Origin of the sequence: Bradyrhizobium sp. HKCCYLS3070, assembly GCF_051167575.1 — a bacterium.
GTDB lineage: Bacteria > Pseudomonadota > Alphaproteobacteria > Rhizobiales > Xanthobacteraceae > Bradyrhizobium.
The window spans coordinates 59,130-78,754 of sequence record NZ_JBNPTI010000001.1 but is presented as its reverse complement, the minus strand read 5'-3'; the positions used below and the strand labels follow the sequence as shown (position 1 = coordinate 78,754).

Genomic DNA, 19,625 nt, shown 5'->3' with positions numbered 1-19,625 from the left:
GGTCAGATGCCGCAGCTCGAGCTGCTTCTGCTGCTTGAGGCCGGCAGCGAGCTCACGGGAATTGAAGGCAGTCAGGCCGATCAGACCCTACGCGCCGATTCTTAACACAAGTTAAAAACGCAGATTGACTACGCAGGTTAGTTTGCCGGCGTCGATGCAACGCGAGACAACGCAAAAGGCCGGAGCGTTCGATGCTCCGGCCTTTTAATCCCCTGCGCAATCCGAGTTGGCCGCTTCCGCGTCTCGGCGTTACGCCGCCCGCACCGAACCGAGGAAGCTCGCGACCTCCTGCTTGAGACGGTTGCTGTCGCCGGACAGCGCCTGTGCCGCTGAGAGCACCTGGGCCGAGGCCGACCCGGTCTCGGCCGCACCGCGCTCGACGTCGGCGATGTTGGACGAGACCTGCTGCGTGCCATGCGCCGCCTGCTGGACGTTGCGCGAGATCTCCTGCGTCGCCGCGCCCTGCTCTTCGACGGCGGCTGCGATGGTCGAGGAGATTTCCGACAGCTTCTCGATCGTGGAGGAGATCTCCTTGATCGCGCTGACCGACTCCTGCGTTGCGACCTGGATGCTCGAGATCTGCTGGCCGATCTCGCCAGTCGCCCGCGCGGTCTGCTCCGCCAGCGCCTTGACCTCCGAGGCGACGACCGCGAAGCCGCGGCCGGCGTCGCCGGCGCGTGCGGCCTCGATGGTGGCGTTGAGCGCCAGCAGGTTGGTCTGGCCGGCAATCGTGTTGATCAGTTCGACGACGTCGCCGATGCGGGTGGCAGCCTTGGACAGCTCGCTGACGCGCCCGGTCGTGGTGCGGGCCTGGCCGACGGCGTCGTTGGCGATGCGCGCCGATTCCTGCACCTGGCGGCTGATCTCGGTGACCGACGAGGCCATCTGCTCGGTCGCAGACGCCACCGACTGGACGTTGGTCGTGGCTTCCTCCGAGGCGGACGCAACCGCCGTCGTCAAGCCTTGCGAGCGCGTCGCGGCCTGGGTCAGCGTGGTGGCGGACTGCTCGAGCTGGCTCGAGGCCGACGAGACGGTGTTCACGATCTCGCCGACCGCGGCTTCGAACTGCTCGGCCAGCCGCTGCATGTCGGCCTTGCGCTGGCGCGCCGTGATCGCGTCCTGCGCGCTCTTTTCCTCGGCCTCGGCGCGCGCCTTCTCCTCCGCATTGCCACGGATCACCGTTACGGTCTTGGCGAGATCGCCGATTTCGTCACCCCGCGATGCGCCGGGAATGGCGATGTCGAGCCGGCCGCGCGCCATCTCGCCGAGCGCCGCGTTCAGCCGCGTCAACGGCCGCGCGATCCCGAGGAACGAGAACACGACCGAACCGATCACCGACAACAGAACCGCCAATCCGACAAACAGCGTGATATAGCTCGCCTGCGCGGCGACCTGGTCTGCCTCGAACCGCGCGCTCGCGTTGCGCGCGCGCGCGTCCTGGATCGCAGAGGACATCAGCTCGCCGGCCTCGCCGAGATAGATGAGCGTGCGGTCGCGCAGCACGGCCTCCTTGATCCCCTCGGTCTTCACCACCTCGTCGTTCGCGGCGACGAAGTCCGAGGCGAGGCCATTGAGCTTGGTGATCGTGGCCTGGATCTCGCGGTCGTCGGCCAGCATGCGGGCATCGGTCAGCGAGCTCTTCAGCCCCGGCACCGTCTGCTTCACCGTCAGGATCGTCGCGGCATCGCCAGTCATACCGAACCGCCAGGCCTGCGACCGCATGTAGTTCAACTTGGCATCGGCGGCGTGAAGCTGGCGCTCGACCCGCTCGCGGAAGGCGAGCTTCGGCAGCGACGGCGAGGCGAGCAGCGCCTTCAGGCTGGTGTTCCAGTCGTTGGAGACGGCACTGCGCTTCTCGATCTGCGTCAGCAACTTCTTCTGCGCCTCGGCGAGATCGACCGCTCCTGCGGCATAGCTCGTCATCAGCTCCTTGATCCGGGTCAGCCGGGCGCGATTGTCGGCGGTCGACACGTTGGCGAGTGCGGCGTCGATGTCCGTCACCATCCCGGTCGAGAACTGCTGAATGTCGGCGGCGGCCTTCTCTGCCTCGGCCGGCGCACGCGCCAGCCGTGCCGAACGGCCACCGAGCTGGGTCTGCTGCATGTTGATGCTGGCCGACAGCACGCTCTCGACGACGCGCCGCGCGCGCTCGGCCTGCTGATTGGCGTGGTTGACCGCTCTTTCCGCCATCAACTGGTTAGCGATCATGCCGACGGCGAGAGATGCGCCGATGGCGCCAGCGAGCCCGAGTTTGTAGCCGATCCGATTCAGTTTCATTGCCCTACCCACAGATGAACGCGTCACGCGACGGTCCGTACTGGAGGTATAGCGGTGAGGTCCCTAGAGACCGTTAATTTACGGGAGTTATCGGGCATTACACGCAAAAAACTTCTGCTTTTTCAGTGTGCGTCCCGATGCTTATGGCGGCACGACGGCGCTGCCGCGCCGAGCGACGGCTCACAAACTAAGCAGATGATGAGATCGGGACCGAGGCCAAGCACGTCGTTCCAAAATCCGGCACGGGCCGACGCAGCCGGGAGTCGGCTGACGCGCAGTTAGCGCATCAGCCCGAGCGCGTCGGCGAAAAACTGCGGCCCACCGAAATTGCCGGACTTCAGCGCCAGCAGCATGTCGCCTGCGTCGGCGCCGATCGTGCGAAGCACGGGCACGCCGGCCGCGATCTCCGGACCGACGAGGAAGCCGGGAATCCCCAGCCGGTCAACGACAGCGCCCGAGGTCTCGCCGCCGGCGACGATCAACCGCCGGACGCCGGCCTGGATCAGCCCCTCGGCGAGATCGGCCATCGCCTGCTCGATGGCGTGCCCCGCCGCCTCGCGGCCGTGCCTGGATTGCAGCGCGCTGACCTGATCCGGCGTCGCGCTGGAGGCAATCAGCACGGGCCCCTTGGCGATGCGCTCACGCGCCCAGGCGAGCGCGCGCTGCGCCTCATCCGGACCGGCGACCAGGCCCGCCGCATCGAGATGCAGCGCCGGCATGATGGTCTCGGCCTGCGCGATCTGCTGCAAGGTCGCCTGCGAGCAGCTGCCGGCGAGGCAGGCGGCCAAGCCGCCGACGGGGGCATCGGCGTGATGCGCCAAGCCGTGGGAATGCACGCGCCCGGCCTCGACCAAAGCGCGCGCCAGACCGAGCCCGATGCCGGACGCGCCGACGGAGACCCGGCTCTTCAAGGCGGCCGCACCGATCGCGGTCAGGTCCGCATCGAACACGGCGTCGACGATCGCGGCACCGATGCCCTGCCCGGCCAGTTCCTGCAGCCGGTGGCTGATCGCCTCGGGCCCATGCACCACGGTGGCGAGATCGACCAGACCGATCTTCCGTCGGCTCTGCCGGCCGAGCACGCGCACCAGATTGGCGTCATGCATCGGGTTGAGCGGATGATCCTTGAGCGGGCTCTCATTGAGCGGCACGCCGCCGACGAACAGGTTGCCCTGATAGACGGTCCGCCTGGTTTCCGGGAACGCCGGCGTCACCAGCACGATCGTTTCACCGGCATCGCCCGCCAGCGCGTCCATGACAGGACCGATATTGCCGGCGTCGGTGGAATCGAACGTCGAGCAGATCTTGAACAGCACGTGGTCGGCGCCTCGTGCGCGCAGCCATGTGTCGGCCTCGCGTGAGCGGGCCACGGCAAGCGACGCCTCGATCGAGCGGCTCTTCAGCGACACCACGACGGCATCGACCTCGGGCAGCGTGAGGTCATCAGCCGGTACGCCGATGGTCTGCACCGTGCGCAGGCCGGCGCGGGTCAGGGTGTTGGCGAGATCGGAGGCGCCGGTGTAGTCATCGGCGATGCAGCCGAGCTTCAGGCTCACGGCTTCACTCCCTTGTAGGGCGCGAACCAGCCGAGCCCGTCCTCGGTGCGGCCGCGCGGATTGTACTCGCAGCCGACGAAGCCGGCATAGCCGAGCCGGTCAAGTTCCGCGAACAGGAACGGATAGTTGAGCTCCTCGCCGTCGGGCTCGTTGCGCGAGGGAATGCTGGCGATCTGGATGTGGCCGATGATGTCCATCATCTCGCGCAGCCGCATCGTGACGTCGCCATGGATGATCTGGCAATGATAGATGTCGAACTGCAGCTTCAGGTTCGGAATCTTCAGCTCGCGGACCAGATCGCGGGCGAAGCCGAAATCGTTGAGGAAGTAGCCGGGCACGTTGCGCGGATTGATCGGCTCGATCACGACGTCGAGGCCGTGGGGCGCGAAGAACTCGGCCGCCCATGCGACCGATTTGTAGTACGCCTCCACCGCCTTCGGATCGCTGCGCTCGGCGATCCCCGCCATCATGTGCAGCCGCTTCACGCCGGTCGCCATGGCATAGGGCAGCGCGGTCTCGAGGCTCGCCTTCAGATCGTCGAAGCGCTCCGGCAGCGCCGCAAAGCCCCTCTCGCCGGCATCCCAATTGCCGGGCGGCAGGTTGAACAGCGCCTGGGTCAGGCCGTTGCCGTGCAGCCGTTGGCCGACCTCCTCGGCCGGATGGTCATACGGAAACAGGAATTCGACCGCAGTGAAGCCGGCCTTGGCGGCGGCCGCGAAGCGGTCGAGGAACGGATGCTCGGTGAACATCATCGAGAGATTGGCGGCGAAGCGGGGCATGGCGTGAAGACTCGTCGTGCTGCTACTTGGAGGGGCCCGGCAGCGTCGTGCCGGTGACCTGCGCATACATCCGCGCCACAGAGGCGTCGTCGTCGCGGCCCATGCCGGCGGCCGACGTCATCAGGAACATCTGCAGCGCGGCGGCCGAGACCGGCACCGGAAAACGATGGCTGCGTGCCATGTCCTGGATGATGCCGAGGTCCTTGACGAAGATCTCGACCGCGCTGCGCGGCGTGTAGTCGCCGTCGAGCACGTGCGGCATGCGGTTCTCGAACATCCAGGAATTGCCGGCCGAGGCGGTGATGACCTCATAGACCTTTCTGATATCGAGACCCTGCTTGGCGGCGAAGGCGATGGCCTCGCTGGCGGCAGCGATGTGAACGCCGGCGAGAAGCTGGTTGATCATCTTGAACGCAGCGCCCTGCCCGGCGGCATCGCCGAGCTCATAGAGCTTGGCCGCCATCGCATCGAGCGCCGGCCGCGCCTTGGCAAACGCCGCCGCGCTGCCCGAGGCCAGGATCGTCAGCTCGCCTTGCGCGGCGCGCTGCGCGCCGCCGGAGATCGGCGCGTCGAGGTAGTGCCGGCCGGTGGCTTCGAGCTGCTTCGCCAGCCGCCGCGCAACGTCAGGATCCATGGTCGCGGAGGAGACGAACACGGCGTCCTTCGGCATGGTTTCGGCAGCACCGCCCGGGCCGAACAGGATGGCTTCCGTCTGCGCCGCATTGACCACGACGCTGACCACGATATCGGCGCCATCAGCCGCCTCGGCGGGAGTCGTCGCGCCCTTGCCGCCGTCGGCCACGAAACGCGCCACCGCGTCCGCCGAGACGTCGCATCCGGTCACCTCGAAGCCTGCGCGCTTCAGCGAGGTCGCCATGCCGAATCCCATCGAGCCAAGCCCGATCACGGCGACGTTCAATTGCGATGGCGACGGCATGCGGCAGATCCCTGAAGCGTTTCCCGGAGAATGTCCGGTTGCCCCGGACTGCACCCTGGGTATCACGGCTTGGCCGCGTTGCCAAAGCGTGAGACAAAGCGGCAAAACAGCGACATGCGAGGAAAGACCCGTGGCGGAAACTGCGATTCGCGAGGCCATCTGCCGGTTCGGCCGCTCGCTGTTCGAGCGCGGACTGACGCCGGGCTCGTCCGGCAACATCAGCGTGCGGCTCGATGATGGCGGCTGGCTGGTGACGCCGACCAATGCCTCGCTCGGCTTCCTCGATCCGGCCCGTTTGTCGCGGCTCGATGCCGAAGGGCGACTGGTCTCGGGCGATGCACCGACCAAGGAGGTGCCGCTGCACACGGCGCTGTACCAGACGCGCGACGCCGCGCGCGCCGTCGTGCATCTGCACTCGACCCATTCGGTCGCGATCTCGATGCTGCCGGAGATCGATCCGCGCGCAGCGCTGCCGCCGCTGACACCTTATTACTTGATGCGCTGCGGCCAGACCGCGCTGGTGCCCTATCATCGTCCGGGCGATTCCGCGGTAGCCGATGCCATCAAGGGTCTCGCCGGCAAATACGCCTCGGTGCTGCTCGCAAATCACGGGCCCGTCGTGTCCGGTGACACGCTGGAAGCCGCCGTGTTCGCGATGGAGGAGCTCGAGGAGACCGCAAAGCTCTATCTGCTGCTGCGCGGGCTCAACCCGCGTCATCTTTCGCCGCAGCAGGTCGACGATCTGGTCAAAGTCTTCGGCCTCACCCTGCCCGATCACAACGATCATCACTGATCCGCCGGCGGATGGATGGGCATGCAATATTTCGCAACAACGCCGGCCGAAATCGATGCCGCTGTCCGGGTGCTCTACGAGGAGGCCTGCTTCTATCGCTGGTTTCCGATCGCAGCCGACTCCTATGACGCGTTCGCCGCCTCTGATCCGATCGCGGTCAGCGAGCTGCGCGGCATTGCCGAGCGCATGCTGGTGGCCGCCGCGCAGGCGAGATCGCGGGCACGGCGGATCTAGCGTCCCGCCAGCCCGGCCTGCATGCGAGGTAGCCTGCGCCGCCTTGTCGCTCATCAAGCTGCCTTGCCTCGGGAGGACAACGATGCCTAATATTCAGGCAAAGTGCGACTTCGGCAGCAATCAGGGACGGATCGGTCGAGCAAGGACAACACCGGCAGCTCATCGCTGCCGCGGCGCGAGGATGCGCCCCGCTCTTCCACCATCGATTGTAGCCTATCGCTGAGCACGCCCGGAGCACGAAAGGACAGGGCAAAATGCCTCCACATCGGCGTGGGCGCGGCTGTTTGGCCGGATCGGCGGCCCATCTGAGCGGACTGACGCCGGGACCGGGGAATGCCCTTTCGAGCGTTGCATACGCATCTCATCCAGCGCGCAATCTTCACGCGCTGCTCCGCGCCCACGGCGACCCTTGGCATATCCGTTGCAGACATCAGACGGGCCGGATCGCGGGCGCCCGACGGAGCGAGCTGCGATCATGACCGACACGGGACAGGACGACGGAGGGCGGATGGCGGCGGGCGCGAGCTTGGAACTGGTGAAGGTGACGAAGATGTACGGTCACGTCACCGCCGTCGACGCAATCGACCTGCGGATTCCCGCCGGCTCCTATTGCTGTCTGCTCGGCCCGTCCGGCTGCGGCAAGACCTCCACCCTGCGCATGATCGCCGGCCACGAATCCGCGACGTCGGGCGACATCATCGTCGGCGCCAGGAACGTGACCGAGCTGCCGCCCGCAGGACGCGGCACCGCGATGATGTTCCAGTCCTATGCGCTGTTTCCGCATCTGTCGGTGATCGACAACGTCGCGTTTGCATTGAAGATGAAAGGCGTGTCCAAGCCCGAGCGCCACGCCAAGGCACGCGAGCTGCTCGAGCTGGTGGACATGCAGAGCTATGCTGGCCGCCTGCCGGCGCAGCTTTCCGGCGGCCAGCAGCAGCGCGTGGCGCTGGCCCGTGCGCTGATCACCTCGCCGCAGATCCTGCTGCTCGACGAGCCGCTGTCGGCGCTCGACCCGTTCCTGCGCCTGCGCATGCGCGCCGAGCTGAAGCGACTGCAGCGCGAGCTCGGGCTCACCTTCGTTCACGTCACCCATGGCCAGGACGAGGCCATGGCGCTGTCCGACCTCGTGGTGCTGATGAATGGCGGCCGCATCGAGCAGCAGGGCAGCCCGCGCGACATCTTCAATCATCCGCGCACCGAATTCGCCGCCCGCTTCATCGGCGGCCACAACGTGATCCCGCTGAACGGCGAGACCTTCGCCGTGCGCGTCGACCGCATCCAGCTCAAGGCGCCGAATGCGGCGATCGACGGCCCGGTGGTGCCCGGCACCATCAGCAAGATCGAATATCAGGGCACCTATGTGCTGGTCGCGGTCGCGACCGACGGTGGCCCCGAGATCTCGGCGCAGCTCAGCGACGATCAGTTCGATGCACAGACCCACAGCATCGGCGAGCGCGTCGTCGTCACCTGGAACATGGCCTTCGCTGACGCACTGACGCCCCGCCCTGCCGCAGCCGCTCCGGCTGCGGAGCTGGTCACCTGATTTTCGTTTGCTCGTTCTTTCCCAAGGAGATGATCATGACTGATCGATCGAAGACGACATCCATCAGCCGCCGCTCGCTGCTCAAGGGCGCGGCGGGCGTTGCCGGTCTCGCCGGCTCCGGCACGCTGCTCAGCGCGCCCTACGTCCACGCCGCCGACGCCAAGGTGCTGCGCTATCTCGGCACCGCCGTGAACGAGGGCGACGAGATCTCCAAGAAGTGCCTCGCCGACACCGGCATCAAGATCGAATACATCACGGCGACGACCGACGACGTCACCAAGCGCGTCATCACCCAGCCGAACTCCTTCGACGTGCTCGACACCGAATATTTCTCGCTCAAGAAGCTGGTGCCGTCGGGCAACATCTTCCCGCTCGACGCGCGCAAGATCAAGGAATTCGACAACATCACGCCCGTCTTCACCAAGGGCGAGCTGCCGAACGGCAAGAAGATCGGCGGCCAGGGCACCGCGCCCTGGAAGGTGCTCTATCTCGACGGCGCAAACTCCAAGACCTTCTCGGCAACCCCGACCGAATGGGTCACGCTGATCCCGACCGTCTACAACGCCGACACGCTCGGCATCCGCCCCGACCTGATCAAGCGCCCGATCAACTCCTGGGCCGAGCTGCTCAACCCCGAATTCAAGGGCAAGGCCTCGATCCTCAACATTCCCTCGATTGGCATCATGGATGCCGCCCTCGTCGTCGAGGCGACCGGCCAATACAAATATGCCGACAAGGGCAACATGACCAAGGCCGAGATCGACCTGACGATGAAGGTGCTGACCGAGGCCAAGAAGGCCGGCCAGTTCCGCGCGTTCTGGAAGGACTTCAACGAGTCCGTCAACCTGATGGCCTCGGGTGAGACCGTGATCCAGTCGATGTGGTCGCCGGCCGTCACCAAGGTGCGCTCGATGGGCATCCCCTGCGTGTTCCAGCCGCTCAAGGAAGGCTATCGCTCCTGGGCCTCGGGCTTCTGCGTCTCCAAGGCGGTGGGCGGCAGCCCGAAGCTCGACTGGGCCTATGAGTTCGTCAACTGGTATCTGTCCGGCTGGGCCGGCGCCTATCTCAACCGCCAGGGCTACTACTCGGCCGTGCTCTCCACCGCCAAGGCCAACATGACCGAGGACGAGTGGGGCTACTGGATGGAAGGCAAGCCGGCGAAGAACGACATCAAGGCCCCCGACGGCACCCTGATGGAGAAGGCCGGCGCCGTGCGCGACGGCGGCTCCTACGAGGACCGCATGGGCAACGTCGTCTGCTGGAACGCCGTCATGGACGAGAACGACTACATGGTCCGCAAGTGGAACGAGTTCATCGCCGCCTGATGTGACCGCCATTGCTGCCGCGCCCGCGACGTCGTGGGCGCGGCAGCTCGTCTCAGACGTTTCGAAACATCCGCACCGGACGACAGGTTTCCCACGTGGCCGTGACGATCGACAATTCGCCCGACACCGTAGCGCCCGCGGAGAGCACCTTCCGCAAGCTGACCCAGCGCTCGATCGCGTGGCTGCAGGCCGGCCCGATGATGCTGGTATTCGCGCTGTTCTTCCTGTTGCCGCTGGTGCTCGTCGTCGTCGTCAGCGCCTGGGACTACAACGAATATGAGATGATCCCGGCGTTCAGCTTCCGCGGCTATACCGACACCTTCGAAGGCTGCGTCGCCAACCTGCCCGAACTGTGCACGATCCTGAAGACCTATCTGAAGACGCTGAAGCTGTGCCTGCTGACCTGGGGCCTGACGTTGATGATCGGCTTCTGGGTCGCCTATTTCCTCGCCTTCCACGTTCGCAGCAAGACCTGGCAGATCGTGCTGTCGCTGTTGTGCACGATCCCGTTCTGGACCTCCAACGTGATCCGGATGATCGCCTGGATCCCGCTGCTGGGACGCAACGGCCTCGTCAATCAGGGCCTGCAAGGTGTGGGCATCGTCAACAAGCCGATCGAATGGCTGCTGTTCTCCGAATTTTCGGTGGTGCTGGCGCTGGTGCACCTGTTCACGTTCTTCATGGTGGTGCCGATCTTCAATTCGATGATCCGCATCGACAAGCGCCTGATCGAGGCCGCCTATGATGCCGGCGCATCGGGCTGGCAGACACTGGTCAACATCGTCATTCCGCTGTCGAAGCCCGGCATCGTGATCGGCTCGATCTTTGTCATCACCATCGTGATGGGCGACTTCGTCACCGTCGGCGTGATGGGCGGCCAGCAGATCGCCTCCGCCGGCAAGATCATCGAGTCCCGGCTGTCGGCACTGCAATTCCCGGCCGCCGCGGCCAATGCCGTGATCCTGCTCGGCATCACCATCATCATCATCTCCGCGCTGACGCGGATCGTCGACGTGCGCAAGGAGCTCTGAGATGGGAGACAAGCGCCCCCGCTCCTTCTACATCCTTGCGGCCTTCTTCGCAGCCTATGTGCTGTTCCTGTACGGGCCGATGATCGCGATCTACATCCTGTCGTTCCAGGGACCGGACGGCGGCCTGACGTTTCCAATGAACGGGGTGTCGCTGACCTGGTTCGGCAAGGTGTTCTCCGGCGGAGGCATCGTCGACATCGGTGCCGCCTTCAAGCGCTCGCTGGCGCTCGGCCTCGTGGTGATGGTGATCACCGTCGTGCTCTCGGTCGCCGCCGGCATGGCGTTCCGCAAGCCGTTCCGTGGCGCCTCGATCCTGTTCTACACCGCGATCGCCAGCCTGATCATGCCCTCGATCATCACCTCGCTCGGCATCGCGCTGGAGTTCCGGCTGATCGACGACTTCATCAACAAGCACGGCGCCGATGTCGGGCTCGGCTGGCTCGCAGACGGCTACACCACTGCGATGGGCCTGTTCACCTCGGGCCTCGGCGCGCATCTGACCTGGACCTTGCCGTTCGGACTCCTGATCATGTTCGCGATCTTCAACCGCTTCGACGGCCGGCTGGAGGAAGCCGCACGCGACCTCGGCGCCACGCCCTGGCAGACCTTCCGCCACGTCGTGCTGCCGATCATCCTGCCATCCGTGGTCGGCATCGGCCTGTTCGGCTTCACCCTGTCCTGGGACGAACTCGCCCGCTCCAGCCAGGCGATCGGCTCGGTGAATACGCTTCCGCTGGAATTGCAGGGCCTGACGACGACCGTCACCAAGCCTGACATCTACGCGCTGGGCACGCTGACATCGGCGGTGTCCTTCGTCGTGATCTTCGCCGCGCTGTCGGTGATCCTGATGCTGCAGGCGCGGCAGCGCCGCCAGGGGTCCGACGCCGGCAAGGGGATGGTGTAGCCGCGGCGGCTGACCGAACAGTCGCCGCTGTTGCTCGACATCTTAGCCAAAGAGAACTTTGCCTTGGCCCCTGGATTGCTTCGCTGCGCTCGCAATGACGGTTGTGGCGGACACCGCGCCTTCCACGAACGCTGTCATCGCGAGCGCAGCGACGCGATCCAGGGGCCTCGGACGGGACTCTAGATGGCTTCGCTACGCGCCGCGAACACAACGACGCAGAGCAGGCAATTGAACATATCGCCTCACAGCCCCAAATACGCCTTCCGCACATCCTTGTTGCCGCTGATCTCCGCTGCCGTGCCCTGCATCAGCACGCGGCCGGTCTGGAGGATGTAGGCGCGGTCGGCGATCTCCAGGCATTCGGCCATGCGTTGCTCGACGATCAGCACGGTCATGCCGGCGTCGCGGATGCGCTTGACGGCCTGGAAGATCTCGTCGACCAGCTTCGGCATGATGCCCTGCGACGGCTCGTCGAGCATCAGAAGCCGCGGCCGGGTCATCAGAGCGCGGCCGATCGCCAGCATCTGCTGCTCGCCGCCGGACAAGGTCTCGGCGCGCTGCTCGAGCCGCTCGGACAGCCGCGGAAACAGTGTGAATACGAAGTCGAGCGGCTCCTCGCGGTTGGCCTCGCCGCGATAGAGATAGCTGCCGAGCCGCAGATTGTCGCGCACCGAGAGCCGCGGGAACAGCCGGCGGTTCTCCGGCACATAGGCGATGCCCCTGGCCGTGATCAGGTGCTGCGCCATGCCGTCGATGCGGCTGCCGTCGAAGGTGATGCTGCCCGCACGCGGCCGCTCGGCCCCGGCGATCGACTTCAACAAGGTCGACTTGCCCGCGCCATTGGCGCCGGCGACGCAGACGATCTCGCCCTTCTCGACATCGATCGAGATATTCGAGATCGCAACCAGGCCCTGATAGGCGGTGGTGATGTCACGCACCGACAGCATGGCGGTCTCCGAGATAGGCGGAAATGACTTTGGGATCGCGGACGACGTCCGTGGGCTTGCCTTCGATCAGCACCTTGCCGAGATCGAGCACGATGGCGCGATCGACCAGCGGCATCACGATCTCCATGACATGCTCGACCATCAGCACCGTGATGCCGGTGTCGCGCACGCGGCGCACGAGCTCGACGCCCTTCTGTGACTCGACCGGCGTCAGGCCGGTCAGGACCTCGTCGAGCAGCAGCAGCTTCGGCTCAGTGGCGAGCGCACGCGCCACTTCCAGGCGCCGCTTCTCCGAAGGCACGAGATCGCTGGCGAGCACATCGGCGCGGGCGCCGAGGCCACAGAACTCCAAGACCTCATGCGCCTTCCGCCGCGCCTCGCGCATGTTGGTGGTGCGGACGAGCGCGCCGACGATGACGTTCTCGATCACCGTCATGCTTTCGAAGCTTTTCACCACCTGGAAGGTGCGGCCGATGCCGCGCTGGCAGCGCTCGGCGGCCGGCAGCGCGGTGACGTCCTCGCCGTTGAAGATGATGGCGCCTTCGGTCGGCTTGAACGCACCGGCGATCAGATTGAACAAGGTCGACTTTCCGGCGCCGTTCGGCCCGATCAGGCCAACGATCTCGCCGCGCCCGACCGAGATCGAGACGTCGGAGTTCGCGGTCAGGCCCGAGAAGCGCTGGGTGATGTTGCGGGTTTCCAGCAGCGCGGTCATGATGCCACCGCCTCTCTCGCCGGCTGAACGGCCGGCTTCGGCTTGCGGGAGAACAGGCTGACCAGACCCTGCGGCCGCGCCAGCGAGATCGCAACGATCAGGCCGCCATACACGATCAGGTCGACGCCGCGGCCGGAGCCGCCGATGAAGGAGCGGGTCAACTCGGTCAGCGGGATCAGGATAACCGCGCCCAGCATCGGTCCCCACAGCGTGCCGATGCCGCCGAGCACGGCCGGGAGCGCCATCAAGAGCGAGAACTGGAATCCCATCACGCTTTCAGGATCGATGTAGGACACGAACTGCGCATAGAAGCTGCCGCCGATCGCGACCAGGAAGGCCGAGACGGCCGCCGCGCCCATCTTGGAGTTGAACACGTCGACGCCGAGGCTCTCGGCGGCGACCGGGTTGTCCTTCACCGCGCGCCACCAATAGCCCCACTTCGAATCCTCCAGCCACCAGGTCACGAACCAGGCGACGCAGGCGAGCACGAGTGCAAAGTAGAAGTACGGCAGCTTGGAGCGGGTGAACTGGAAGGTCAGCCAGGAGTCACGCCGCACCGGAATGTCGATGCCGAGTGCCGCCCCCGCCCAATCCCAGTTCTGGAATAAGAGCAGCGTGATCTCGGCGATGACGATGGTTGCGATGACGAAGTAATGGCCGCCGAGCCGGAAGCAGGGATAGCCGAGCGCCATGGCGATCAGCGCCGAGATCAGACCGCCGGCGAGCATGCCGAACCACGGCAGCACGCCGAACTTGGTAAACAGAATTGCGGTGGTGTAGGCCCCGAGCCCGAAATACAGCGCGTGCCCGAGCGAGATCTGGCCGCAATAGCCGGACAGGATGTTCCAGCTCTGCGACAGCGCCGCGTACATCAGGGTGAGCACCATGATGTTCTGGACGTAGACGTCCTTGACGAAGAACGGCACGACGGCGGCGATGGCCGCAAGGAAGGCGGCGAGGACGAGGTCGCGCCGACGGCGTTGGATGAATGCCTTGTCCATCAGATCGATCCGAACAGGCCGCGCGGGCGGATGAAGACGACGAGGAGATAGACCCCGTAGATTCCGACAGTCTTCAGCGACGGCGGCAGGATCAGCGTGGTGATGGCCTCGACGAGGCCCACCACGATGCCGCCGGCAAAGGCGCCGAATACGCTGCCGAAGCCGCCGAGCGCCACCGTCACATAGGCGATGGTCGCAAACGACGCGCCGACGTCGGGAAAGACATAAAAGAAGATCGCCATGACCGCACCGGCAAGGCCGACCAGCGCCGCACCAAGGCCCCAGCCGAGTGCGAACACCTTGTTCTTGTCGATGCCGACCAGCGCCACCGCGCCGGCATCCTCACGCGTCGCCTCCAGCGCGCGGCCGAAATCGGTGCGGTGGATGAAGAAGTACAGGCCGGCGAAGGCGGCGATCGCAATGAGGGCACCGACCAGCTGCGGCTGCGGCAGATAGATGCCGGCGATCGAGATCGTCTTGCCGCCCAGCCAGGAGTGCGGAATGCTGCGATAGTCAGGGGTGAAGAAGTACTGCGCGACACCGCGCATCAGCACGGCGAGACCGAAAGTGGAGAAGATCTGCACCATGCCGGTATTGGCCTTCGCCCTGACCGCAAATCTGACAATCAGAAGATAGACCACCGCGCCGAACACGAAGAGAGCAGCGGCGACGATCGGCGCCGACAGCAGCGGATCGAGCGCGAAATAGGCGAACAGGAAGAAGGTCGCGTACATCGCGATCATCAGGAACTCGCCGTGGGCGAAGTTCACGACGTCCATCAGGCCGAAGATGAGCGCCAGGCCGACGGCGATCAGCCCGTAGAGCAGGCCCATCAACAGGCCGCTGGCGAGACTTTGGATGATTGTTTCTGCTGTCACTTCACTTGCTCCCCCGTCATTGCGAGCGAAGCGAAGCAATCCAGACCTTCTTTGCGGCCCCTGGATTGCTTCGTCGCTACGCTCCTCGCAATGACGGAGCACGACAGATGCTCCGCCATGGTCTCCCCCGCCACTTCGGGCGGGAGTTCGTTACTTCATCGGCCAGGTGGCTTGGGCCACCGCGGCCTGGGTCGGGAAGATGGTGACGAACTTGCCGCCGACATATTGCAGCAGCACCGGATCGGCGTCGTTGTTCTGGCCGTTCTCGTCGAACTTCACCCGCTTCCACGGCATGATGGTCTGCTCGCCTGGCATGTCGGTCGCGGCCAGCGCGTCGCGGATCTTCTCGCCGTCGGTGGACTTGGCGCGGTTGATGGCGTCGGCCATCACGATCAGGCCCATGAACTGGCGCGACGAGTAGTCGTTGAAGTCCTTGCCCGACTTGGCCTTGAACATGTCGTTGATCTTGCCGACCATCGGCCGCTTGGCGGCGAGGTCGAGCGAGAACGAGCCGCGCGAGATCACGCCTTCGAGCTTGTCGCCGACCGCGTCATAAAGCGCCTTCTCGGAGAAGCCGGCGTCCTGCGCCACGATCGCATTCGGCTTGTAGCCGAGCTCGGCCATGGTCTTGACCAGCAGGATGCCGTCGGTGGTGTAGCTCGACGGCATCAGCACGTCGGCATTGGCGGCCTTGAGCTGCTGCACCTCGGCCGACAGCGACGGCGAGTTGGCGCGGTACTTGATGTCGGCGACGATCTTGTAGCCGCGCTCGTTGGCGAGCTTGAGCTGAGCATTGCTCGAATCGGTGCCGAAGATGGTGTCCTCGTGGAACAGGGCCAGCGTGTCGATCTTGGTGCCCTTCTTCTTCATCGCGTCGAAGAAGTCGAACATCGCCTGCGAGAACATCTCGTCATGCGGGGCGGCGCGGAAATAATACTTCAGGCCGCGGCGATGCAGGCTCGGCGAGGAATTGTCGGCCGACAGATACGGAATCTGGTAACGCTCGCAGATCTGGCTCGCCGTCACCGCGACGGCGCTCTGATAGGAGCCGATGACGGCTGCGACCTTCTCCTGGGTGATCAGGCGCTCGGCCTCCGCGCGGCCCTTCTGCGGGTCGGCCTGGTGATCGGCGAACACCAGCTTGATCTTGGCGCCGCCGAGGCCCGGCAGACCCTCGGTACGGGCCAGCGGCAGGTCGTAGTCGAACTTGCCGTTGATGATCTCGGCCGCCGTCTCGAACGCCCGCTGCGCGTCGACGCCGATCTGGGCGCTGGCGCCGGAGAACGGATAGATGACGCCGATCTTCACTTCCGACGTCTGGGCGCGGGCGGCGATCGGACCGAGCGCAGCGGCGGCGGTGGCTCCAAGCAGGACGTTTCGGCGCGTGATGGTCATGGCAAGATCCTCTGATGAAAGCGCATCGATGAAGCGGTTGAGGTCGACGGTAAAGGCTCAATGAGCAGCATGGCTGCCTGATTAGAGGACGGCGAGATCCTTGTTCCTGAGATCGGTGATCAGCATCAGGCCCGGTGCGTGGGTGATGGCGAAGGGCAGCCTGGCCGCAGCGATGACCGCCTGCGGCGTCACCCCGCAGGCCCAGAAGACAGGAATTTCGTCGGCGCCAACCGGCACCGGGTCACCGTAGTCCGGCTTGCTGATGTCGGCGATGCCGATCTGGTCGGGATGGCCGAGATGCACCGGCGCGCCGTGCACGGCGGGAAAGCGCGTCGTGATCTGCACCGCGCGGATCGCCTGCGCCGGCTTGAACGGACGCATCGACACCACCATCGGCCCCGCGAACGGCCCCGACGGCGTGCAGGCGATGTTGGTGCGATACATCGGCACGCGGCAGCCCTGCTCGATGTGGCGGATCGGCAGGCCGTCGGCCATCAGCGCCTCCTCGAAGGAAAACGAGCAGCCGAGCACGAAGGCGACGAGGTCGTCGCGCCAATGCGCCATGAGATCGGTCGGCTCCTCGACCATCTCGCCATCGCGCCAGACGCGATAGCGCGGCACGTCGGTGCGGATGTCGAGATCGGCGCCGAGCGCCGGAATGAAAGGATTGCCCGGATCGGACATGCCGATGATCGGGCACGGCTTCGGGTTGAGCTGGCAGAAGCGGTGGAAGGCGCCGGCGTACTGCTCGGGGATAACAGCCAGATTGCCCTGGACGAAGCCGTTGGCGACGCCCGCCGTGCTCCAGCCCCTGCCCGCGCGATAGTCCAGGCGGGCCCGATGGCTCGGGAGAAGATCCGTCTCGCCGGCTGATTGCTGCACTGCCGCAGAAACAGTCATTTGTGCCACTTGCCTAATATCTCGACAAACTCACTGAACATCAGCCATGCTATAAAGTCTAATCTTCGTTTTTAATCAGGATCGATAAGACGAATTGATCCGAGCGGGGCGCGATGCTGGATTTCCGTTCCATCGAGACCTTCCTCTGGGTCGTGAAGCTTGGCAGCTTCCGCGGCGCGGCGCAGCGCCTCAATACGACCCAGCCCGCCATCTCCCAGCGCATCGCCCAGCTCGAGCGCGAGCTCGGCGTCAAGCTGCTCAACCGCGATCATCGCGTGGCGTCCCCGACCGCGAGCGGCCGGCAGATGCTGGTCTATGCCGAGAAGCTGATCGGCCTGCGCGCGGAGATGCTGGCCGAGGTCGGCGACCGCTCGGCGATGCGCGGCGTGCTCCGGCTCGGCGTCGCCGAGACCATCGTGCACGACTGGCTGCCGCGGCTGATCAAGAGCGTCAACGAGAGCTATCCGAATCTGTCGCTGGAGATCGAGGTCGACGTCACGCCCCATCTGCACGCGCGGCTGCTGGCGCAGGAGATCGAGCTCGCCTTCGCGCTGGGCGCGCCCTCCGAGTCCGGCATCCGCAGCCGCGTGCTGTGCGACTATCCGATCAGCTTCCTCGCCAGCCCTGCCCTCGGCTTCGGCACGGGCGTGGTCACCGCCGAGCAGATGGCGCGGTTTCCGATCATCACCTTTCCGCGCAACACCCAGCCCTATGACAATGTGCGTTCGCTGTTCAACCGCCCGCATCTGCCGCCGATGCGGCTGCACGCCAGCGCCTCGCTGGCGACCGTGATCCACATGGCGGTCGAGGGGCTCGGCGTCGCCGTCATTCCGGCCGCGATCGTCGCCAACGAGATCGAGAGCGGCCGCCTGCAGGAGTTGAAGACGGACCTGAGGATTCCACCGCTGACCTTCACCGCGAGCTGGCTGTCGTCGCCCGAGATGATCGCGATCGAGCGCGTCGCCGAGCTCGCAGTCCGGACGGCGCAGACGGCCAGCCATCCCTCTGCATCGGTTGACGGGCTCGTCGCGGCGCGCGATGGACAGGATGCCGGAGTACAGGGAATTCAAGCATGAGCCGCGCCGTCACCAATCTGCAGATCGATTCCGCCCGCCTCTGGGACAGCATCCACGAGACCGCCAGGTTCGGCGCCACGCCGAAGGGCGGCGTGCGGCGGCTGACCCTGAGCCAGGAGGACAAGCAGGTCCGCGACTGGTTCCGGAAAGCCTGCGAGGATGCCGGGCTCGACGTGCGCGTCGACACGCTCGGCTCGATGTTTGCACTTCGCAAGGGGCGCGACATGGCGAAGCCGCCGGTCGGGCTCGGCTCGCATCTCGACACCCAGCCCACGGGCGGCAAGTTCGACGGCATTCTGGGCACGCTCGGCGCGCTGGAGGTGATCCGCACCCTCAACGACGCCGGCATCGAGACCGACGCGCCGCTGTGCATCGTCAACTGGACCAATGAGGAAGGCTCGCGCTTCGCGCCGGCCATGATGGCCTCGGCCGCCTATGTCGGCGACTTCACGGTCGAGGACATTTTGTCGCGGACAGATGCCGCAGGCATGACCGTGGGCGCGGCGCTGGACGAGATCGGCTATCGCGGCGCGACGGCCGTCGGCACGCAGAAATTCTCCGGTTTCGTCGAGCTGCACATCGAGCAGGGTCCGATCCTGGAGGCCGAGAACAAGACCATCGGCGTGGTCGACCACGGCCAGGGCGTGTTCTGGTACGACGGCAAGGTCACGGGCTTCGAGAGCCATGCCGGCTCGACGCCGATGCCGCTGCGCCGCGACGCGCTGCTGACGCTGTCGGAGTTTGCGCTGACCCTGGAGCAGATCGCGATCAAGCTCGGGCCGAACGCGGTCGCGACCATCGGCGAGGCCGTCATCGCCAATCCCTCGCGCAACGTGATCCCCGGCGAGATCGCCTTCACCATCGATTGCCGCAGCGCCAATGCCGATACGCTGGACGCACTCGATGCCAGCCTGCGCGCGGCCGCGGGTGAAATTGCGAAGAAGCGCCGCGTCGAGATCGCGATCGACCAGGTCTGGCGCAAGCCGCCGACGCATTTCGATCCGAAGCTGGTCGATGCCGTCGAGCGCGCCGCCGGCACGCTCGGCTATTCGCACCGGCGCATCACGTCGGGAGCGGGCCACGACGCCTGCAATCTGAACACGATCATGCCGGCCGCCATGGTGTTCGTGCCCTGCAAGGACGGCATCAGCCACAACGAGCTCGAGGACGCGACGCAATCCGACTGCGCCGCCGGCGCGAATGTCCTGCTGCACACCGTCCTGTCGCTGGCGGGCGTGGCGTCGTGATCTACTGCTTCAATCTACTCCAATATCAATGATCAATCACAAGCCTGAATAGCGCGGGCACGCTGGGCTCCCCTCCCCCTTGCGGGG

18 protein-coding genes are annotated in these 19,625 nt (G+C 65.7%); 8 read left to right on the top strand and 10 right to left on the bottom strand.

The features are described from left to right. Positions 1–249: 249 nt before the first annotated feature. The 4 genes from ACQR03_RS00345 to ltnD form a co-directional block, all read right to left on the bottom strand. A complete protein-coding gene (locus tag ACQR03_RS00345; RefSeq protein WP_315749165.1) occupies positions 250–2,277 on the bottom strand; it encodes a methyl-accepting chemotaxis protein in 2,028 nt (675 codons plus the stop codon). Positions 2,278–2,555: 278 nt separating this feature from the next. Then, the gene (gene otnK / locus ACQR03_RS00340) at positions 2,556–3,833 is read right to left on the bottom strand and encodes a 3-oxo-tetronate kinase (protein ID WP_434841570.1); all 1,278 of its coding nucleotides are present in this window, start codon (positions 3,831–3,833) and stop codon (positions 2,556–2,558) included. Then, positions 3,830–4,612, bottom strand: a complete 783-nt coding sequence (gene otnI / locus ACQR03_RS00335; RefSeq protein ID WP_434841571.1) for a 2-oxo-tetronate isomerase — start codon at positions 4,610–4,612, stop codon at positions 3,830–3,832. Before otnI ends, otnK begins: the two co-directional genes overlap by 4 nt. A gap of 22 nt (positions 4,613–4,634) precedes the next feature. Continuing rightward, positions 4,635–5,549 (bottom strand): L-threonate dehydrogenase, encoded by a 915-nt coding sequence (gene ltnD / locus ACQR03_RS00330; RefSeq protein WP_316188164.1) that lies wholly within the window; start codon positions 5,547–5,549, stop codon positions 4,635–4,637. Between the two features lie 130 nt (positions 5,550–5,679). Here ltnD and otnC point away from each other — a divergent pair, with 130 nt between their 5' ends. The 6 genes from otnC (at position 5,680) to ACQR03_RS00300 (ending at position 11,379) form a co-directional block, all read left to right on the top strand. Beyond that, the gene (gene otnC / locus ACQR03_RS00325; protein WP_316185171.1) at positions 5,680–6,342 is read left to right on the top strand and encodes a 3-oxo-tetronate 4-phosphate decarboxylase; all 663 of its coding nucleotides are present in this window, start codon (positions 5,680–5,682) and stop codon (positions 6,340–6,342) included. Between the two features lie 21 nt (positions 6,343–6,363). Beyond that, positions 6,364–6,576 (top strand): hypothetical protein, encoded by a 213-nt coding sequence (locus ACQR03_RS00320; protein ID WP_316185170.1) that lies wholly within the window; start codon positions 6,364–6,366, stop codon positions 6,574–6,576. Between the two features lie 508 nt (positions 6,577–7,084). Next, positions 7,085–8,119, top strand: coding sequence for an ABC transporter ATP-binding protein (locus tag ACQR03_RS00315; RefSeq protein ID WP_315826484.1), 1,035 nt, complete (start codon positions 7,085–7,087; stop codon positions 8,117–8,119). A 35-nt stretch (positions 8,120–8,154) separates the two neighbouring features. After that, positions 8,155–9,444 carry an ABC transporter substrate-binding protein gene (locus ACQR03_RS00310; RefSeq protein ID WP_315714958.1) on the top strand — a complete coding sequence of 430 codons (1,290 nt, stop codon included), beginning with the start codon at positions 8,155–8,157 and terminating at the stop codon, positions 9,442–9,444. Positions 9,445–9,539: 95 nt separating this feature from the next. Then, the gene (locus tag ACQR03_RS00305) at positions 9,540–10,475 is read left to right on the top strand and encodes an ABC transporter permease (protein ID WP_315749156.1); all 936 of its coding nucleotides are present in this window, start codon (positions 9,540–9,542) and stop codon (positions 10,473–10,475) included. A 1-nt stretch (position 10,476) separates the two neighbouring features. Then, positions 10,477–11,379, top strand: a complete 903-nt coding sequence (locus ACQR03_RS00300; protein ID WP_315749155.1) for an ABC transporter permease — start codon at positions 10,477–10,479, stop codon at positions 11,377–11,379. A gap of 242 nt (positions 11,380–11,621) precedes the next feature. Here ACQR03_RS00300 and ACQR03_RS00295 read toward each other — a convergent pair whose 3' ends face one another. The 6 genes from ACQR03_RS00295 to ACQR03_RS00270 form a co-directional block, all read right to left on the bottom strand. Next, positions 11,622–12,326 carry an ABC transporter ATP-binding protein gene (locus ACQR03_RS00295; RefSeq protein WP_316164359.1) on the bottom strand — a complete coding sequence of 235 codons (705 nt, stop codon included), beginning with the start codon at positions 12,324–12,326 and terminating at the stop codon, positions 11,622–11,624. Further along, on the bottom strand, positions 12,310–13,041 hold the full coding sequence (locus ACQR03_RS00290) for an ABC transporter ATP-binding protein (protein ID WP_316202273.1): 732 nt from the start codon (positions 13,039–13,041) through the stop codon (positions 12,310–12,312). The genes ACQR03_RS00295 and ACQR03_RS00290 overlap by 17 nt, the downstream gene beginning before the upstream one ends. Then, complete coding sequence (locus tag ACQR03_RS00285) at positions 13,038–14,042, bottom strand: branched-chain amino acid ABC transporter permease (protein WP_315715790.1); 1,005 nt, start codon at positions 14,040–14,042, stop codon at positions 13,038–13,040. Before ACQR03_RS00285 ends, ACQR03_RS00290 begins: the two co-directional genes overlap by 4 nt. Continuing rightward, positions 14,042–14,920 (bottom strand): branched-chain amino acid ABC transporter permease, encoded by an 879-nt coding sequence (locus ACQR03_RS00280; protein WP_315715789.1) that lies wholly within the window; start codon positions 14,918–14,920, stop codon positions 14,042–14,044. Before ACQR03_RS00280 ends, ACQR03_RS00285 begins: the two co-directional genes overlap by 1 nt. 150 nt (positions 14,921–15,070) lie before the next feature. Continuing rightward, positions 15,071–16,315, bottom strand: a complete 1,245-nt coding sequence (locus ACQR03_RS00275) for an ABC transporter substrate-binding protein (RefSeq protein ID WP_315715787.1) — start codon at positions 16,313–16,315, stop codon at positions 15,071–15,073. An 81-nt stretch (positions 16,316–16,396) separates the two neighbouring features. After that, complete coding sequence (locus ACQR03_RS00270) at positions 16,397–17,215, bottom strand: putative hydro-lyase (RefSeq protein WP_315749151.1); 819 nt, start codon at positions 17,213–17,215, stop codon at positions 16,397–16,399. A 113-nt stretch (positions 17,216–17,328) separates the two neighbouring features. Here ACQR03_RS00270 and ACQR03_RS00265 point away from each other — a divergent pair, with 113 nt between their 5' ends. Together ACQR03_RS00265 and ACQR03_RS00260 are read left to right on the top strand one after the other, a co-directional pair. Continuing rightward, positions 17,329–18,291, top strand: coding sequence for a LysR family transcriptional regulator (locus ACQR03_RS00265; protein WP_315715785.1), 963 nt, complete (start codon positions 17,329–17,331; stop codon positions 18,289–18,291). After that, positions 18,288–19,538 carry a Zn-dependent hydrolase gene (locus tag ACQR03_RS00260; RefSeq protein WP_434841572.1) on the top strand — a complete coding sequence of 417 codons (1,251 nt, stop codon included), beginning with the start codon at positions 18,288–18,290 and terminating at the stop codon, positions 19,536–19,538. The genes ACQR03_RS00265 and ACQR03_RS00260 overlap by 4 nt, the downstream gene beginning before the upstream one ends. Positions 19,539–19,625 lie beyond the last annotated feature (87 nt).

Coding starts and splice junctions, on each gene's coding strand:
- ACQR03_RS00320 (WP_316185170.1), top strand. CDS start 6,364: ATGCAATATTTCGCAACAACGCCGGCCGAAATCGATGCCGCTGTCCGG.
- ACQR03_RS00315 (WP_315826484.1), top strand. CDS start 7,085: ATGGCGGCGGGCGCGAGCTTGGAACTGGTGAAGGTGACGAAGATGTAC.
- ACQR03_RS00265 (WP_315715785.1), top strand. CDS start 17,329: ATGCTGGATTTCCGTTCCATCGAGACCTTCCTCTGGGTCGTGAAGCTT.
- ltnD (WP_316188164.1), bottom strand. CDS start 5,549: ATGCCGTCGCCATCGCAATTGAACGTCGCCGTGATCGGGCTTGGCTCG.
- ACQR03_RS00310 (WP_315714958.1), top strand. CDS start 8,155: ATGACTGATCGATCGAAGACGACATCCATCAGCCGCCGCTCGCTGCTC.
- ACQR03_RS00290 (WP_316202273.1), bottom strand. CDS start 13,041: ATGACCGCGCTGCTGGAAACCCGCAACATCACCCAGCGCTTCTCGGGC.
- ACQR03_RS00270 (WP_315749151.1), bottom strand. CDS start 17,215: ATGACTGTTTCTGCGGCAGTGCAGCAATCAGCCGGCGAGACGGATCTT.
- ACQR03_RS00275 (WP_315715787.1), bottom strand. CDS start 16,315: ATGACCATCACGCGCCGAAACGTCCTGCTTGGAGCCACCGCCGCCGCT.
- ACQR03_RS00300 (WP_315749155.1), top strand. CDS start 10,477: ATGGGAGACAAGCGCCCCCGCTCCTTCTACATCCTTGCGGCCTTCTTC.
- ACQR03_RS00295 (WP_316164359.1), bottom strand. CDS start 12,326: ATGCTGTCGGTGCGTGACATCACCACCGCCTATCAGGGCCTGGTTGCG.
- otnI (WP_434841571.1), bottom strand. CDS start 4,612: ATGCCCCGCTTCGCCGCCAATCTCTCGATGATGTTCACCGAGCATCCG.
- ACQR03_RS00345 (WP_315749165.1), bottom strand. CDS start 2,277: ATGAAACTGAATCGGATCGGCTACAAACTCGGGCTCGCTGGCGCCATC.
- ACQR03_RS00285 (WP_315715790.1), bottom strand. CDS start 14,042: ATGGACAAGGCATTCATCCAACGCCGTCGGCGCGACCTCGTCCTCGCC.
- ACQR03_RS00260 (WP_434841572.1), top strand. CDS start 18,288: ATGAGCCGCGCCGTCACCAATCTGCAGATCGATTCCGCCCGCCTCTGG.